This is a genomic window from Acidovorax sp. T1, assembly GCF_002176815.1.
Lineage (GTDB): Bacteria > Pseudomonadota > Gammaproteobacteria > Burkholderiales > Burkholderiaceae_C > Acidovorax.
This window is the reverse complement of the sequence record NZ_CP021648.1, coordinates 2,926,379-2,941,037: the sequence shown is the minus strand read 5'-3', so window position 1 is coordinate 2,941,037 and position 14,659 is coordinate 2,926,379. Positions and strand designations below refer to the sequence as shown.

The window sequence follows — 14,659 nt, the reverse complement described above, 5'->3', positions numbered from 1 at the left end:
TGCCGTGGCAGGCGCACGGGCGCCGGTCCGTGGTGGCTTTGCTGCTAAAAAGATAGCTGCTGGCGCATATGGAACAAGCGCAAAGCCCTGATTTGAATCCAATTGCCGTTCATGAAAACTGAGAGACAATCGCCTGCATGAGCTCCACCCCCATCTCCCGCCCGCCGGGCACTCCGGGCATGTCCGGCGCAGTGCCGCCCCGGCTGCAGCTGGTGGGCATCACCAAGCGCTACCCGGCCGTGGTGGCCAACAGTGCGGTTTCGCTGACGGTGCAGCCCGGCGAGATCCATGCCGTGCTGGGCGAAAACGGCGCGGGCAAGTCCACGCTGATGAAGATCATCTACGGCTCGGTCAAGCCCGACGAGGGCAGCGTGCACTTCAACGGCCAGGCCGTGCAGGTGCGCAACCCGCAAGAGGCCCGCGCCTTGGGCATCGCCATGGTGTTCCAGCATTTCAGCCTGTTCGACACCCTCACGGTGGCCGAGAACGTGTGGCTGGGGCTGGACAAGCGCATCACGCTGTCCGAGGTCACACAGCGCATCACCGCCACGGCGGCCGAGTACGGCCTGGGCATCGACCCGCTGCGCCCCGTGCACACGCTTTCCGTGGGCGAAATGCAGCGCGTGGAAATCATCCGTGCGCTGCTCACCCAGCCCAAGCTGCTCATCCTGGATGAGCCCACCTCGGTGCTCACCCCGCAGGCGGTCGAAATGCTGTTCGTGGTGCTGCGCAAGCTGGCCAGCGAGGGCTGCAGCATTCTTTACATCAGCCACAAGCTGCACGAAATCCGTGCGCTGTGCACCGCCTGCACCGTGCTGCGCGGCGGCAAGGTGACGGGGGTGTGCAACCCGGCCGAAGAGTCGAATGCATCCCTGTCGCGCCTGATGATTGGCGCCGAGCCGCCCGCGCTCACGCACCGCGCCGTGCAGACCGGCGCCACCGTGCTGCGCGTGCAGGGCCTGTCGCTGCCGCGCGCCGACCAGTTTGGCGTGGACTTGATTGATGTTCAATTCGAGGTGAAGGCGGGCGAGGTGGTGGGCATTGCCGGGGTGTCGGGCAATGGGCAAAAAGAGCTCTTGTATGCGCTGTCGGGCGAAGACCAGCGTGCCGAGCCCGCCAGCATCCAGGTGGCGGGCCAGCACGCCGGGCGCATGGGGCCGGGCCAGCGCCGCGCCCTGGGCCTGCACTTTGTGCCCGAGGAGCGCCTGGGCCGTGGCGCTGTGCCCACCATGGGGCTGGCGCACAACCTGCTGCTCACGCGCACCAACGCGGTCGCGGGCAGTGGCTGGATCCAGCTGGGGGCGTTGCAAAAGCACGCCCAGGCCATCATCGAGCGCTTCCATGTGAAGGCGGGCGGCCCCCACGCGGCGGCCCGGTCGCTGTCGGGGGGCAATCTGCAAAAGTTCATCGTGGGGCGCGAGATCGACGCCAACCCTGCGTTGCTCATCGTCTCGCAGCCCACCTGGGGCGTGGACGTGGGTGCAGCCGCGCAGATTCGCGGCGAGATTTTGGCGCTGCGCGACGCCGGCTGTGCCGTGCTGGTCGTGAGCGAGGAGCTGGACGAATTGTTTGAAATCTGTGACCGCCTGCATGTGGTGGCCAAGGGGCAGCTCTCGCCTTCGGTGCCGCGCGCCGACGCGACCGTGGAGCGCATTGGCGAATGGATGAGCGGCCTGTGGCATGCCGACGTGCAGGCGCATCTGGCCCGCAACCGCGAGCAGCTTGCCCAACTGAACCAGGGGGCGCAGCATGTTCCGACTTGAACCGCGCCCGCAGGCATCGCGCTGGTGGAGCTATGGCTCGCCGCTGCTGGCCCTGGCCGTCACGGTGCTGATCGGCATTGCGCTGTTTGCCGCGCTGGGCAAGGACCCAGTGCGCGGCCTGCAGGTGTTCTTCTGGGAGCCGGTACGCTCGTCCTACGCGCTGGGCGAGCTCATGGTCAAGGCCACGCCGCTGCTGCTGATTGCGCTGGGGCTGGCGGTGTGCTTTCGCTCCAACGTCTGGAACATCGGCGCCGAGGGTCAGTTTGTCATCGGTGCCGTGGTGGCCGGTGGCGTGGCGCTGCTGGCCGACAAGAGCACGGGCCCCTGGATCGTGCCCGCCATCTTGCTGGCCGGCGTGCTGGGCGGCATGGCCTGGGCGGGGCTCACGGCGCTGCTGCGCGACAAGTTCAATGCCAATGAAATCCTGGTCAGCCTGATGCTGGTGTACGTGGCCACGCTGGTGCTGGGCTACCTGGTCTATGGGCCCTGGAAAGACCCCATGGGCTATAACTTTCCGCAAACCAAGACCTTCGAGAAGGTCACGCAGATTCCGCGCCTCATGCAGGGCTCGCGCGTGAGCATTGGCCTGTTGCTGGCGCTGGCGGCCGCGGGCGCGCTGTGGGTGTTTTTGTTTCGCACGCGTGCGGGCTTTGCCCAGCAGGTGGGCGGGCTGGCGCCGGCGGCGGCGCGCTATGCCGGGTTTTCGTCACGGCGCGCGCTGTGGACGGCGTTGCTCATTTCGGGCGGCGCAGCGGGCCTGGCGGGCGCGCTGGAGGTGGCGGGCCCCATTGGCCAGCTCACGCCCTATGTGCCCGCGGGCTACGGCTTTGCGGCCATCATCGTGGCCTTTGTGGGGCGGCTGCACCCGGTGGGCATGGTGTTTTCGGCCATTCTCATGAGCATGTTCTATATCGGCGGCGAGCTGGCGCAGTCGCGCCTGGGCCTGCCCAAGTCGCTCACCGGCGTGTTCCAGGGCTTGCTGCTGTTCACGCTGCTGGCCTGTGACACGCTGATCGCCTACCGCGTGCGGTGGGTGGGTGCCCGCAAGGAGGTGCGTTGATGATGGAATCGTATGCATTGCTGATCGGCGCCACGCTGAGCGCGGGCACCGTGCTGGCCCTGGCGGCGCTGGGCCTGCTCATCAACGAAAAGGCCGGCATCGTCAACCTGGGGGCCGAGGGCATGATGCTGTGCGCCGCCATCGCGGGCTTTGCCACCGTGGTGCACACCGGCAACACCTGGCTGGGCTTTGCCGCGGGCATGGCGGCAGGGGCATTGCTGGCCGCCATCTTTGGCGTGTTGGTGATCTGGCTCAACACCAACCAATACGCCACAGGCTTGGCGCTCAGCCTGTTTGGCGTGGGGTTCTCGGCGTTTGCGGGCATCAGCTATGTGCAGGCCAAGCTGCCCGAACTGCCCAAGTACGCGATTCCCGTGCTGGGCGATGTTCCGCTGCTCGGGCCCGCGCTGTTCCAGCAGCATCCCTTGGTGTACCTCACCATGGCGCTGGTGGCGGGGCTGATCTGGTTCCTGTACCGCTCGCGCGCGGGCCTGGTGTTGCGCTCGGTGGGGGAGTCGCCCGAATCGGCCCATGCGCTGGGCTACCCCGTGCGCCGCATCCGGCTGGCGGCCGTGATGGCGGGGGGCGCTTTGTGCGGCCTGGCGGGCGCCTACATCTCCACCGTGTACACCCCGCTGTGGGTGGAGGGCATGGTGGCCGGGCGCGGCTGGATCGCGCTGGCCCTCACCACCTTTGCCACCTGGCGCCCGGCACGCGTATTGCTTGGTTCTTATCTGTTTGGTGGCGTGACCATGCTCCAGTTCCATTTGCAGGCCACCGGCGTGCAGGTGGCCAGCCAGTTGCTGAGCATGCTGCCGTACGTGGCCACCATCGTGGTGCTGGCGCTGATTTCACGCAATCCGGCGTGGATCCGGGTGAACATGCCGGCATCGCTGGGCAAACCGTTCTATCCTGGCACCTGAAAATTTGCTTACATTCTGGCAACCCTTTTTTTACAAGGAAACGACATGACTGATCTCCAGAAACGCTCGCTGCTCAAAGTGGCCGCGCTGTCCGCCGTGGCTGCTGCCGCGCTCGTGGGCTGCGGCAAGAAGGAAGAGCCGGCCCCTGCGCCCGCACCGGCGCCTGCCGCCGAAGCCCCCGCACCCAAGCCCGAGCCACTGAAGATTGCATTTGCGTATGTCGGCCCCGTGGGCGATGGTGGCTGGTCTTTTGCGCACGACAACGGTCGCAAGGCCCTGGAAAAGGAATTCGGCGACAAGATCGTGACCAGCTTTGTCGAAAGCGTGCCCGAATCGGCCGATGCCGAGCGTGTGCTGCGTGACATGGCCGGCCAGGGCAACAAGCTGATCTTCGGCACCACCTTTGGCTACATGGAGTCCATGCTCAAGGTGGCGGCCGACAACGCTGGTGTGAAATTCGAACACGCCACCGGCTACAAGACGGCCGAGAACATGCGCACCTACGACAGCCGCACCTACGAAGGCGCTTACATGGCGGGCGTGATCGCAGGCGCCATGACCAAGACGAACACGCTGGGCGTGGTCGGCTCGGTGCCGATTCCTGAAGTGATCCGCAACATCAACAGCTTCACGCTGGGTGCGCAGTCGGTCAACCCCAAGATCAAGACCAAGGTGGTCTGGGTGAATGAGTGGTTCAGCCCGCCCAAGGAAACCGAGGCCGCCACCAGCCTGATCAACGGCGGCGCCGACGTGCTGTTCCAGAACACCGACTCGCCCGCCGTGCTCAAGACCGCCCAGGAAAAGGGCAAGCGCGCCTTCGGCTGGGACAGCGACATGACCGCCTACGGCCCCAAGGCCCACCTGGCCTCGGCCGTGATCAACTGGGGTCCCTACTACATCAAGGCCACCAAGGATGCGCTGGAAGGCACCTGGGCCACGGGCCAGAGTTGGTGGGGCGTGAAGGAAGGCACGATCGACATCGTCTCCATCGCCGACGACGTGCCGGCCGACATCAAGGCCAAGGTCGAGTCCATCAAGGCGGGCCTGAAGGATGGCAGCTACTCCATCTGGAAAGGTCCCATCCTGGGTCAGGATGGCAAGCCCGTGCTGGAAAAAGACGTGGTGGCTGACGACAAGTTCCTTGGTGGCATCAACTTCTACGTGAAGGGCGTGGAAGGCAAGATTCCTGGGGGCGACAAGAAGTAAGCTCCAGGCTTGCTGACACCCTGGCCGCCCGAGGGCGGCCTTTTTTTCTGGATTTTTGGGAGAGACCCATGATGGAGGAAACCCTCTGGCACCCCGTGGCCGATGCGCGGGAGGTGGCGTCGCAACCGCTTGGCGTGCAGTTGCTGGAGCGGCCCCTGGTGCTCTGGCGCGACGCCAGCGGCGCCGTGCAGGCCTTTGCGGACCAGTGCCCACACCGGGGCGCGCGGCTGTCGCTCGGCCGCGTGGTCAACGGGCGGCTGGAGTGCCCCTACCACGGCTGGCAGTTCGCCGGCAGTGGCCACTGCGAGCATGTGCCGGCGCTGCCATCGTTCGTCCCCCCGCCCACCCACTGCGCCCGCCGATTCGAGTGCTGCGAGCAGCATGGTCTGGTGTGGGTGCGCCTGGCAGAGGGCGCTGCAGCGCTGCCGGAGTTTCGCGCCGAAGAAGATGCGCACCTGCGCAAGCTCAACTGCGGTCCCTATGACGTGGCGGCCAGTGCGCCGCGCATCATCGAGAACTTTCTGGATATGTCGCACTTTGGCTTTGTGCACGAAGGCTGGCTGGGCAGCCGCGACGCAGCGGCCATCGATGACTATCGGGTCGAGTCCACCGCCACGGGGCTGCTGGCCACTGGCTGCAAGGCCTGGCAACCTCAGTCGAACCTGCATTCCACGGCCGCTGCGCAGGTGGAATACACCTATGAGGTCACGGCGCCCTATGCGGCGGTGCTGACCAAGGTGCCCGAGGCGCACACCACGGCAGTGCAGGGCTGGCGCGAGTCCATCGCCTTGTTCATCTGCCCGTTGACGCCAGAAACCAGCCGGGTGTGGTTTCGGCTGGCGGTGGCCGACTTTGAGTCGCCGGACGAAAAGCTGCAGGCCTTCCAGCACACCATCTTCACGCAGGATCAGCCGGTGCTGGAGTCGCAAAGGCCCAAGCGCCTGCCGCTGGACTTGCGCGCCGAGTTGCACACCGCGGCCGACAAGGCATCATCCGCCTACCGCCGTTTGCTGAAGAAAAACGGCATCACCTTCGGAGTCTGCTGATGTTTAAAGTGCCCCCTGTAGCCGCAGAGCGTCTGCAGCAGTTGCTGCGCGCCATGCCCAAGGCCGAACTGCATATCCACATCGAGGGCTCGCTGGAGCCCGAGCTGATCTTTGCCCTGGCGCAGCGCAACGGGGTGCCGCTGCCCTATGCCAGCGTGGACGATTTGCGGCAGGCCTATGCCTTCACCAACCTGCAGAGCTTTCTCGACATCTACTACGCGGGTGCCAGCGTTTTGCTGCATGAGCAGGATTTTTACGATATGGCCCGCGCCTACCTTGCGCGAGCTGCTATGGATAACGTAGCACACGCAGAAATTTTTTTCGACCCCCAGACCCACACCGCACGCGGAGTGGCGATGGAGACCGTGATCAACGGCTTGCACCGCGCCTGTGCGGACGCACGCACCGAGCTGGGCATCAGCGCCACGCTGATCCTGTGTTTCCTGCGCCACCTGAGCGAGGAGTCGGCGTTTGAAACGCTGGAGCAGGCCATGCCGCTCATCAACAAGATCGTGGGTGTGGGGCTCGACTCCAGCGAGGTGGGCCATCCGCCCGAGAAGTTTGCGCGCGTGTTCGCCCGCTGCCGCGCGCTGGGCCTGCATCTGGTGGCCCACGCGGGTGAAGAGGGGCCGCCCGCCTACATCTGGAGCGCGCTGGATGTGCTCAAGGTCGAACGCATCGACCACGGCGTGCAGGCCATGCACGACGCGGCCCTGATGCAGCGCCTGGCGCAAGACCGTATCCCGCTCACGGTGTGCCCGCTGTCAAACCAGAAACTGTGTGTGTTCCCCGACCTCAAAAACCACAACCTGCGCCAGTTGCTGGACGCCGGCCTGTGCGCCACGGTCAACTCGGACGACCCGGCCTATTTTGGCGGTTACATCAACGAGAACTTCACCCAGGTGTTTGCCGCCACGGACATGACGGTCCGACACGCCTACCAGCTGGCGTTCAACAGTTTCGAAGCCAGCTTTGCCAGCCATGCCGACAAGCGCGTGTGGGAGCACCGCCTGAAGGAAGCCTTCGAGCGCTTCGTCGAGCACGACTAGCCTCTCAGCCTGCGCCTGGGCATGGGCATGGGCATGGGCATGGGCATGGGCATGGGTTGGAGCTCCAGGCAGTTCTCCTCGCGTAAAATACCGGCGCAAAGGCTGCTGTCCCGGCAGCCTTTTGTTTTTTGTTTCCGGGACCATGTAGAGGAACACCATGTACAAAAACCTCGCAGCCACGCTCGTGGCCGCTTGTTTTTTCTCCCCCGTTTTTTCCCAGACCGCGCCCGCCAAGGGAAGCGCCGCCGAGCCCGTCAAGGCCGGCTTTGTCTATGTCTCGCCGGTCACCGAAGCGGGCTGGACGCGCCAGCACGAAGAAGGCCGCAAGGCCGTCGAGGCCGCGCTGGGGGCGCAGGTGAAAACCACTTTTGTCGAAAACGTGCCCGAAGGGGCCGATGCCGAACGCGTGATCCGCGACCTGGCGGCGACGGGCCACCAGATTATTTTCACGCCCAGCTTTGGCTACATGGAGCCCACGCTCAAGGTGGCGCAGGACTATCCCGGCGTGAAGTTCGAGTCCATCACCGGCTACAAGACCACGGCCAATGTGGCCACGGCCAACGCACGCTACTACGAAGGCCGTTACCTGGCGGGCATTGCCGCAGGCCGCATGAGCAAGACCGGCGTGGCCGGCTTTGTGGCGGGCTTCCCCATCCCCGAGGTGCTGCAGGGCATCAACGCGTTTGCCCTGGGCATGCGTTCGGTCAACCCGCAGGCCATGGTCAAGGTGGTGTGGCTCAACGTGTGGTTCGACCCGCCCAAGGAGCGCGATGCTGCCATGGCGCTGTTCAACCAGGATGTGGATGTGATCGCGTTCCATACCGGCTCTACCGCAGTGATGGCGGCGGCGCAGGAGCGCGGCAAGATGGCCGTGGCCTACCACTCGGACATGCGCCGGATCGGGCCCGATGCGCAGATCGTGGCCATCACCCACCAGTGGGGCAACTACTACACCGAGCGCGTGCGCGCCGTGCAAAACGGCAGCTGGAAAAGCGGCAATGTGTGGGGCGGCGTGCGCGAGGGCATGATCCGCGTGGGCGACTTTGGCAGCCGCGTGCCCGCAGCCGTGCAAAAAGAGGTGCTTGCCGCGCAGAAGGCGGTGGGGGCGGGCAGGCTGCACCCCTTCCGCGCCGGCAAGGCCGCCGTGCGTGACAACGAAGGCCATGAGGTCATTCCCGCCGGGCAAACGCTTTCCGACCCGCAGATTCTGCAGATGAACTGGCTGGTCGAAGGGGTGCAGGGCAAGCTGCCGCGCTGATGCCCTTCGAAGGCGGCAGCGCCGCTGCCTGCCGCTAAGCTATGAACCATGCCTGTATTTCGCTCCGCCCTTTTGCGCTTTGCCGACGATGGCTCGGCCCTGTATGAACAAGATGGCCTGCTGGCCGTGGGCCCGGATGCCCAGGGGCGCCAGCGGGTGCTGGCCGCGGGGGCCTGGTCTGACCTGGCGCCCCGCTTTGGCGACGGGCCGGTCGAGCACCTGCCGGGCCGCATCATTGCCCCCGGGTTTGTGGACATGCACATCCACTTTCCGCAGACCGACGTGATTGGCTCGCCGGCCGAAGGCCTGCTGCCCTGGCTGGAAAACTACACCTTTCCCCATGAAAAACGCTTCGCAGCGCCCGACTACAGTGCGCAAGTAGCTCAGTTTTTCATAGCAGAATTGCTGCGCAACGGCGTGACCACCGCGCTGGCGTTTGCCACCTCGCACCCCGCGTCGGCCGAGGCGTTGTTCGTTCAGGCGCAGCGCCACCAGATGCGCCTGATCACCGGCAAGGTGCTGCAGGACCGCCACTCGCCCGACGGCGTGCGCGACGACACCGAGCAGAGCCTGGTCGACACCGAGGCCCTCATCCAGCGCTGGCATGGCGTGGACCGCCTGGGCTATGCCATCACGCCACGCTTTGCGCCCACCAGCACGCCCGCGCAGCTGCGTGGCGCCGGGGAACTGGCGGCGCGCTACTCCGATGTGTGGATCCAGTCGCATGTGGCGGAGAACCTCGATGAAATCCGCTGGGCACGCGAGCTGTTTCCGGCATCGCGCAGCTACCTGTCGGTGTACGACGACTTCGGCCTTCTGCGCGAACGCGCCGTGTACGCCCACTGCATCCATCTGGGCGAAGCAGACCGCGCCCTGCTGCGCGACACCGGGGCGGTGGCGGCCATCAGCCCCACCAGCAACCTGTTTCTGGGCAGCGGCTTTTTCGACTATGCCGAGGCCGACCGCGTGGGCGTGGGCTACGGGCTGGCGAGCGACGTGGGTGGTGGCACCAGCTTCAGCCCGTTTCACACCATGATGGCGGCGTATTACGTGGGCCGCGAGGGTCAGACCAAGCGCGGCCTGAGCCTGTCGCCCGCGCACCTGTGGTGGCAGCACACGGCCGGTGCCGCCAGGGCGCTGGGCCTGGCCGGCGTGGTGGGCAATCTGCAGCCCGGTTGCGAGGCCGACTTTGTGGTGCTCAACCCCCAGGCCACGCCGCTGCTGGCGCGCCGCACGGCCCAGGCCGACAGCCTGGACGAGCTGCTGTTCGCCATGATCGTGCTGGGCGATGATCGGCTGGTGGAAAATACGGTAATTTCTCAAGCAAAATACGGCTCTTGCGCTTGATGGTCAAGCGCTAATAGCTATCAAAAACGTAGTATTGGCGAGGAGCCTTCCACCATGAGCATCAAGAGCGACAAATGGATCCGCCGCATGGCGGCCGAGCACGGCATGATCGAACCCTTCGAGCCCGGCCAGGTGCGCGAGGTCGAGGGCCGAAAAATCATCAGCTACGGCACCAGCAGTTATGGCTACGACATCCGCTGCGCCCCCGAATTCAAGGTGTTCACCAACATCCACAGCACGGTGGTAGACCCGAAGAATTTTGATGAAAAAAGCTTCGTCGATTTTCATGGAGACAGCTGCATCATCCCGCCCAACAGCTTTGCGCTGGCGCGCACGGTGGAATACTTTCGCATCCCGCGCAACGTGCTCACCATCTGCCTGGGCAAGAGCACCTATGCACGCTGCGGCATCATCGTCAACGTCACGCCGTTCGAGCCCGAGTGGGAAGGCTATGTGACGCTGGAGTTCTCCAACACCACGCCGTTGCCCGCACGCATCTATGCGGGCGAGGGCTGCGCGCAGGTGCTGTTTTTCGAGAGCGACAAGGACGATGTCTGCGAAGTCTCCTACAAGGACCGTGGCGGCAAATACCAGGGCCAGGTGGGCGTCACGCTGCCCAAGGCCTGAAAACAGACACGGCGCGGCGTGTCGCCATGCGCCTCGCCACGGAGGTGCCGCCGTTCAGGTTTCCACGCAGACCCTGTTGCGCCCCTGGCCCTTGGCCTCGTAAAGGGCCATGTCTGCGCGGCGCAGGATGTCGGCGCCGTTCTCTTGCCCGCGCATGGTGGCCACGCCCACGCTCACGGTGATGGTGCCAACCACCGGGTCCTGCTGATCGGCCATGGCGGTGACCAGCGCCTGGGCTATTGCCTGGGCACCGGCCAGATCGGTGTCGGGCAGCAGGGCCACAAATTCTTCACCACCGAGCCGTGCGACCACATCCGAGCTGCGCAGCCGCGATTCGAGCGTGCGCGCCAGGCGGCGCAATACCTCGTCGCCGGCCTCGTGGCCGTAGGTGTCGTTCACGCGCTTGAAATGGTCCACGTCCATGGTGATCAGGCTCAGCGGCCGGCTGCTGCGCCGGGCCAGCGCGAGGGCAAATGCCATCTGTGATTCAAACCCGCGCCGGTTGAGCAGGCCGGTGAGGGCATCGGTGCGGGCCTGCAGGTCGAGCGCGCGGTTGGCGGCCTCCAGCTCGAGCGTGCGCAGGCGCACCTTTTCCTCCATGGCTTCGCGTGCGGCGAGCAGGCGGTGGGTCATGCGGCCGAGTGCCTGCGCGAGCTGGCGCACTTCGCGGTTGCTGTGCACGGCCGGTATGTCGCTGCCGGGCTGGCCCGCCTCCACGGCGCTGGCGGCATCGGCCAGCGCATACAGGTCCACGCTCAGCCGGCGCGCTGCCAGCCACGCCAATACCGATGCAAAAAGGGCCGCCGCCAGGCCGATGAGCAGGGCCAGGCGCACCGTGTGGTCGGCCTCGGCAAAAGCCAGTTCCACCGGCTGGCGCGCCACGATTCGCCAGCCCAGGTCGCTGGCCGCATTGCGGGGCTGCAGCTGGGTGGCGGCGGTGAGGTAGCGTTTGCCGTCCTGCCACTGCACCACGGCGCTCTGTGTGTGCCCGCCGTCGCGGTTGTTGTTGACGTGGGTGCCTGCGGGCAGGCGCTGGCCGGCGGCCTGCAATGCACCGGCGCGGCCATGGGGGGCCAGGATCATCTGACCCTGGCGGTCGAAGATGAAGAGCTCCACGGCGCTATCTTCGGATGTGGGCGGGGTGAGGGTTTCCAGCACCTCGCGCGTCCACTCCCAGCTGCCGTGGATGCCCAGCACGCCCACGGTGGTGGCGCCGATGCGGATGGGCGCTGCAAAGTCGACAAACCGGTAGGGCTCGCCGGATGCCGTGGGTGGCAGCAGCTCTTGCAGCAGTTTGGCGGTGTGCACATCGCCCACATGCACCCCTCGCAAGCCACTTTGAAACCACGGGCGCGCGGCCACGCTCTGGCCGGCCAGTAAACCGCCCGTTGCGTTGCGCACCACGCCCTGGGCATCGGCCACACCGATCCAGACATTGGTCGGCTGCATCGTCTGGCTGCGCGCGAGCATGTGCTGGGCCTCGGGCGAGTCAAGCCCTTTGGACCACATCATTTCGGCGCCGGCCAGCACCTCGGCCTCCAGGCTGCGCTGCATCAGTCCGATGGCCAGAAGCTTTCCAGCGTTCTCGGCGACCACTTGCAGCGACGCCCCCGCATCGCGCTGGATGCGGTGCTTGAGCAACTCGCCAAACCCCAGCGACAGCAGCACGGCCAGCCCGACGACCAGCGCGCCAAAAACCAGCGCAATCTGCGTGCGCAGTCCGCGGTCGGCGAATCGCGCAAAAAAGGTCATGAGGGCACCTGCACGGCCGCTGCGGGCATCGGGGACTCTGCCGCACCCCGGCACATGGCCAGCCGCGCGGCGGCCAGATCCCAGCCAGCCCAGCCACAGCTTTTGAACAGCACCGGGCCTTTGCTGGCCCGCGCGCCGTGGGCCCATGGGCCGCACACCACGTCCCTCAGCCTGGGCATGGCGGCCACGTCGAGTCCGGCCTGCAGCAGGTCACCCGCTTCGTGGCTGGCATCGCCGGTGTCCACCACAATGGTTCCGTGCAGCGCCACATGCTGGCACAGGGCGGGCGCCAGCTCCACCATCGTGGGGGTGAAGGCGCCCACGGCCGCAATAAAGGCATCCGGCCGGGGTGCCGCCGACAGCACCACGCCCTGGGCCGGGGTGCAGGTGGCGACCAGCGGGCAGTGGGGCAGGGCGGCGTCGGCGTCGGCCACCACGCGGGCCTGGGCGCCCAGGGCGTGCACATGTGCGGCCAGGGCCTCGGCGCTGGCGGCGCTGCGCGAAGCGATCCACACCTCTTGCACCCCCAGCCCCACTACAAACGCCTCGGCATGGGCCCGGCCCTGCACGCCGGCGCCCACGATGAGCAAGGGCCCCTGCGGCACCTGGGCCAAATGGCGGGCCGCCAGCAGCGAGACGGCAGCGGTGCGGCGGGCGGTGACCGTGGGGCCGTCCAGCACCAGCCGGCGCTCGCCCGTGGCAATGTCGAACACCACCACATCGCCCTGGATGGACGGGCGCCCGGTGCCTGCGTTGCCGGGAGTGAAGGTGATGAGCTTGGTCATGGCCACGCTGCGGTCAGTGGCGGGCATCACAAACAGGCTGCCGCCCTGCGCCAGCGGCAGCACGCTGCGGGCCGGAACGGACACGGTACTGTCCCGCAGCAGGGCCGCAATTTCATCGGCTAGCGCTGACCACGGCAGCAGAGCCGCCGTGGCCGCCGCATTCAGCGAGCCCGGGGCTTCAGAAAAGGGTGCAAATGACATGGCCCGCACTGTACACACAGCGTCGGGCCGCTGCGGTGGCGCACAAGCATTCACCGCTGGATTGGCCATGCCCTCCAATGGCTCAATAGGTGCACCCGCCTGCAGGGCAATGTCCTGCTGCGCCAGCACGGCCGCCCACAGCGCCGCATGGATGCCGCGCACCATGTCGCGCAGCGGCAGGTGGGGTGTGCCCTGCCCGATGACCCAGGGCACATGCACAAAGCCGCCCCGCGCTCCGGCCGGGCCCACGCCCCGCACCAGCAGGTGCATCAGCCCATACAGCACATGGTTGCAGACAAAGGTGCCTGCGGTCTGCGAGACCTCGCAGGGCACGCCCGCGCGCCTGGCCCAGGCACACCGTCATCACGGGCTGTTGCGCTTGCACCAGCGCCGCCAGCCGCTGCAGCGAATGCCCGAACACCGTGGGCAGCTGCGCTGCCACCACGGTACGGCCGGCAATGCGCTGGCCATGCAGCGCCTGCGCGATGAGCCAGCTGGGGTTGCGCGTGTCGCCGCCAAACGGACCGAACCCGGCGAGCAGAATCACGCGTTCTGCGGGCTGTGGGAGGGGTTGGGGTCGTGGGCCATGAACTGGGACTGCGTGGTGCCGGTATAGGGCCAAAAAAGGAAGCGGCAAGTGCAGGGGTGGGTGCACAGGGGGCGGTACAGCGGTGCACACGGTCACATGTAATTCGCTGCCCTGACCGCCGCACGGCGCGTAACATGCGGACTTGGCCCTTCAATGTTGGAGGGCGCTGGAGACCTGCGATGAAATGGGAAGGCAACCGCGAATCGGACAATGTGGAAGACCGCCGCAGTGGAGGTGGCGGGATGCCCGTGTTCGGGGGGCGCAGCATTGGCATTGGCACCATCGTCATCGCCTTGCTGGGTGGCTGGGTGCTGGGTGTCAACCCGCTGACCATCTTGAGTTTGCTCAGCGGTGGCGGCGCGCCCACGGCGCAGGTGCAGCAGGGCCCCGCCCAGCGTCCGCCTGCAGATGACACCATGGGGCGCTTTGTTTCGACCGTGCTCGCAGATACCGAGGATGTCTGGCAGGCTGTGTTTCGCCAGGCCGGCGGCACCTACCAAGAGCCGCGCCTGGTGCTGTTCCGGGGCGCCACGCCCACGGCGTGCGGTACGGGCCAGGCCGCGATGGGCCCTTTTTATTGCCCGGCCGACCAGAAGGTGTACATCGATCTCGGGTTTTACGAAACGCTCAAGAGCCGCCTGGGGGCGCCGGGCGATTTTGCGCAGGCCTACGTCATTGCCCATGAGGTGGGCCACCATGTGCAAAACCAGCTGGGTATCAGCGCCAAGGTGGACCAGATGCGCGGCCGGGTGAGCCAGACCGAATACAACGCCTTGTCGGTGCGGCTCGAATTGCAGGCCGACTGTTTTGCCGGTGTGTGGGCGCACCACGCACAAAATGCGCGCCAGATTCTGGAGCAGGGCGATGTCGAAGAAGCCATGAACGCCGCAGCCAAGATTGGCGACGATGCCCTGCAGCGTTCTAGCGGCGGCGCCGTGGTGCCAGAAAGTTTTACGCATGGCAGCAGCGCCCAGCGCCAGCGCTGGTTCAACAATGGGCTGCAAAACGGCAATGTCAAGGGCTGTGACACATTTTCGAGCCGCAATCTCTGAT

At 66.2% G+C, this 14,659-nt stretch carries 12 protein-coding genes and 2 pseudogenes; 10 read left to right on the top strand and 4 right to left on the bottom strand.

Features of this window, described 5'->3' with window-relative positions; translation table 11 throughout:
- Positions 1-137: 137 nt before the first annotated feature.
- The 9 genes from CCX87_RS13750 to dcd all read left to right on the top strand — a co-directional run bounded on the left by CCX87_RS13750 (position 138) and on the right by dcd (position 10,279).
- On the top strand, positions 138-1,763 hold the full coding sequence (locus tag CCX87_RS13750; protein ID WP_232476404.1) for an ABC transporter ATP-binding protein: 1,626 nt from the start codon (positions 138-140) through the stop codon (positions 1,761-1,763).
- Complete coding sequence (locus CCX87_RS13745) at positions 1,750-2,823, top strand: ABC transporter permease (protein WP_087747132.1); 1,074 nt, start codon at positions 1,750-1,752, stop codon at positions 2,821-2,823. Before CCX87_RS13750 ends, CCX87_RS13745 begins: the two co-directional genes overlap by 14 nt.
- Positions 2,824-2,825: 2 nt before the next feature.
- Positions 2,826-3,746 (top strand): ABC transporter permease, encoded by a 921-nt coding sequence (locus CCX87_RS13740; RefSeq protein WP_087747129.1) that lies wholly within the window; start codon positions 2,826-2,828, stop codon positions 3,744-3,746.
- A gap of 45 nt (positions 3,747-3,791) precedes the next feature.
- Positions 3,792-4,952, top strand: coding sequence for a BMP family ABC transporter substrate-binding protein (locus tag CCX87_RS13735; RefSeq protein WP_087747125.1), 1,161 nt, complete (start codon positions 3,792-3,794; stop codon positions 4,950-4,952).
- Between the two features lie 68 nt (positions 4,953-5,020).
- On the top strand, positions 5,021-5,998 hold the full coding sequence (locus CCX87_RS13730; protein WP_087747123.1) for an aromatic ring-hydroxylating dioxygenase subunit alpha: 978 nt from the start codon (positions 5,021-5,023) through the stop codon (positions 5,996-5,998).
- A complete protein-coding gene (locus CCX87_RS13725) occupies positions 5,998-7,047 on the top strand; it encodes an adenosine deaminase (RefSeq protein ID WP_087747121.1) in 1,050 nt (349 codons plus the stop codon). The genes CCX87_RS13730 and CCX87_RS13725 overlap by 1 nt, the downstream gene beginning before the upstream one ends.
- Positions 7,048-7,204: 157 nt before the next feature.
- Positions 7,205-8,305: a BMP family ABC transporter substrate-binding protein gene (locus tag CCX87_RS13720; protein WP_087747119.1), complete on the top strand. Its 1,101-nt coding sequence runs from the start codon at positions 7,205-7,207 to the stop codon at positions 8,303-8,305.
- Between the two features lie 48 nt (positions 8,306-8,353).
- Entirely contained in the window at positions 8,354-9,652 is a 1,299-nt protein-coding gene (gene guaD, locus CCX87_RS13715) for a guanine deaminase (RefSeq protein WP_087747117.1), read from the top strand.
- A gap of 54 nt (positions 9,653-9,706) precedes the next feature.
- On the top strand, positions 9,707-10,279 hold the full coding sequence (gene dcd / locus CCX87_RS13710) for a dCTP deaminase (RefSeq protein WP_086911600.1): 573 nt from the start codon (positions 9,707-9,709) through the stop codon (positions 10,277-10,279).
- A 54-nt stretch (positions 10,280-10,333) separates the two neighbouring features.
- On the opposite strand, the gene CCX87_RS13705 is transcribed toward dcd, so the two are convergent.
- The 4 genes and pseudogenes from CCX87_RS13705 to CCX87_RS21340 all read right to left on the bottom strand — a co-directional run.
- Positions 10,334-12,031: a sensor domain-containing diguanylate cyclase gene (locus CCX87_RS13705; protein ID WP_087747115.1), complete on the bottom strand. Its 1,698-nt coding sequence runs from the start codon at positions 12,029-12,031 to the stop codon at positions 10,334-10,336.
- Positions 12,028-13,017 carry a delta(1)-pyrroline-2-carboxylate reductase family protein gene (locus tag CCX87_RS13700; protein ID WP_087748344.1) on the bottom strand — a complete coding sequence of 330 codons (990 nt, stop codon included), beginning with the start codon at positions 13,015-13,017 and terminating at the stop codon, positions 12,028-12,030. Before CCX87_RS13700 ends, CCX87_RS13705 begins: the two co-directional genes overlap by 4 nt.
- Before the next feature lie 186 nt (positions 13,018-13,203).
- A pseudogene (locus tag CCX87_RS21345) lies at positions 13,204-13,302 on the bottom strand (pyroglutamyl-peptidase I); the annotation flags it as partial.
- Positions 13,303-13,422: 120 nt separating this feature from the next.
- Positions 13,423-13,564, bottom strand: a pseudogene (locus tag CCX87_RS21340) (pyroglutamyl-peptidase I family protein); the annotation flags it as partial.
- Positions 13,565-13,785: 221 nt separating this feature from the next.
- Here CCX87_RS21340 and ypfJ point away from each other — a divergent pair.
- Complete coding sequence (gene ypfJ / locus CCX87_RS13690; RefSeq protein WP_087747113.1) at positions 13,786-14,658, top strand: KPN_02809 family neutral zinc metallopeptidase; 873 nt, start codon at positions 13,786-13,788, stop codon at positions 14,656-14,658.
- The last annotated feature ends 1 nt before the right edge of the window (position 14,659 follow it).

Excerpts from the sequence above, each read along its gene's own strand:
- CCX87_RS13750 (WP_232476404.1), top strand. The coding sequence starts at position 138 with ATGAGCTCCACCCCCATCTCCCGCCCGCCGGGCACTCCGGGCATGTCC.
- CCX87_RS13745 (WP_087747132.1), top strand. The coding sequence starts at position 1,750 with ATGTTCCGACTTGAACCGCGCCCGCAGGCATCGCGCTGGTGGAGCTAT.
- CCX87_RS13740 (WP_087747129.1), top strand. The coding sequence starts at position 2,826 with ATGGAATCGTATGCATTGCTGATCGGCGCCACGCTGAGCGCGGGCACC.
- CCX87_RS13735 (WP_087747125.1), top strand. The coding sequence starts at position 3,792 with ATGACTGATCTCCAGAAACGCTCGCTGCTCAAAGTGGCCGCGCTGTCC.
- CCX87_RS13730 (WP_087747123.1), top strand. The coding sequence starts at position 5,021 with ATGATGGAGGAAACCCTCTGGCACCCCGTGGCCGATGCGCGGGAGGTG.
- CCX87_RS13725 (WP_087747121.1), top strand. The coding sequence starts at position 5,998 with ATGTTTAAAGTGCCCCCTGTAGCCGCAGAGCGTCTGCAGCAGTTGCTG.
- CCX87_RS13720 (WP_087747119.1), top strand. The coding sequence starts at position 7,205 with ATGTACAAAAACCTCGCAGCCACGCTCGTGGCCGCTTGTTTTTTCTCC.
- guaD (WP_087747117.1), top strand. The coding sequence starts at position 8,354 with ATGCCTGTATTTCGCTCCGCCCTTTTGCGCTTTGCCGACGATGGCTCG.
- dcd (WP_086911600.1), top strand. The coding sequence starts at position 9,707 with ATGAGCATCAAGAGCGACAAATGGATCCGCCGCATGGCGGCCGAGCAC.
- CCX87_RS13705 (WP_087747115.1), bottom strand. The coding sequence starts at position 12,031 with ATGACCTTTTTTGCGCGATTCGCCGACCGCGGACTGCGCACGCAGATT.
- CCX87_RS13700 (WP_087748344.1), bottom strand. The coding sequence starts at position 13,017 with ATGTCATTTGCACCCTTTTCTGAAGCCCCGGGCTCGCTGAATGCGGCG.
- ypfJ (WP_087747113.1), top strand. The coding sequence starts at position 13,786 with ATGAAATGGGAAGGCAACCGCGAATCGGACAATGTGGAAGACCGCCGC.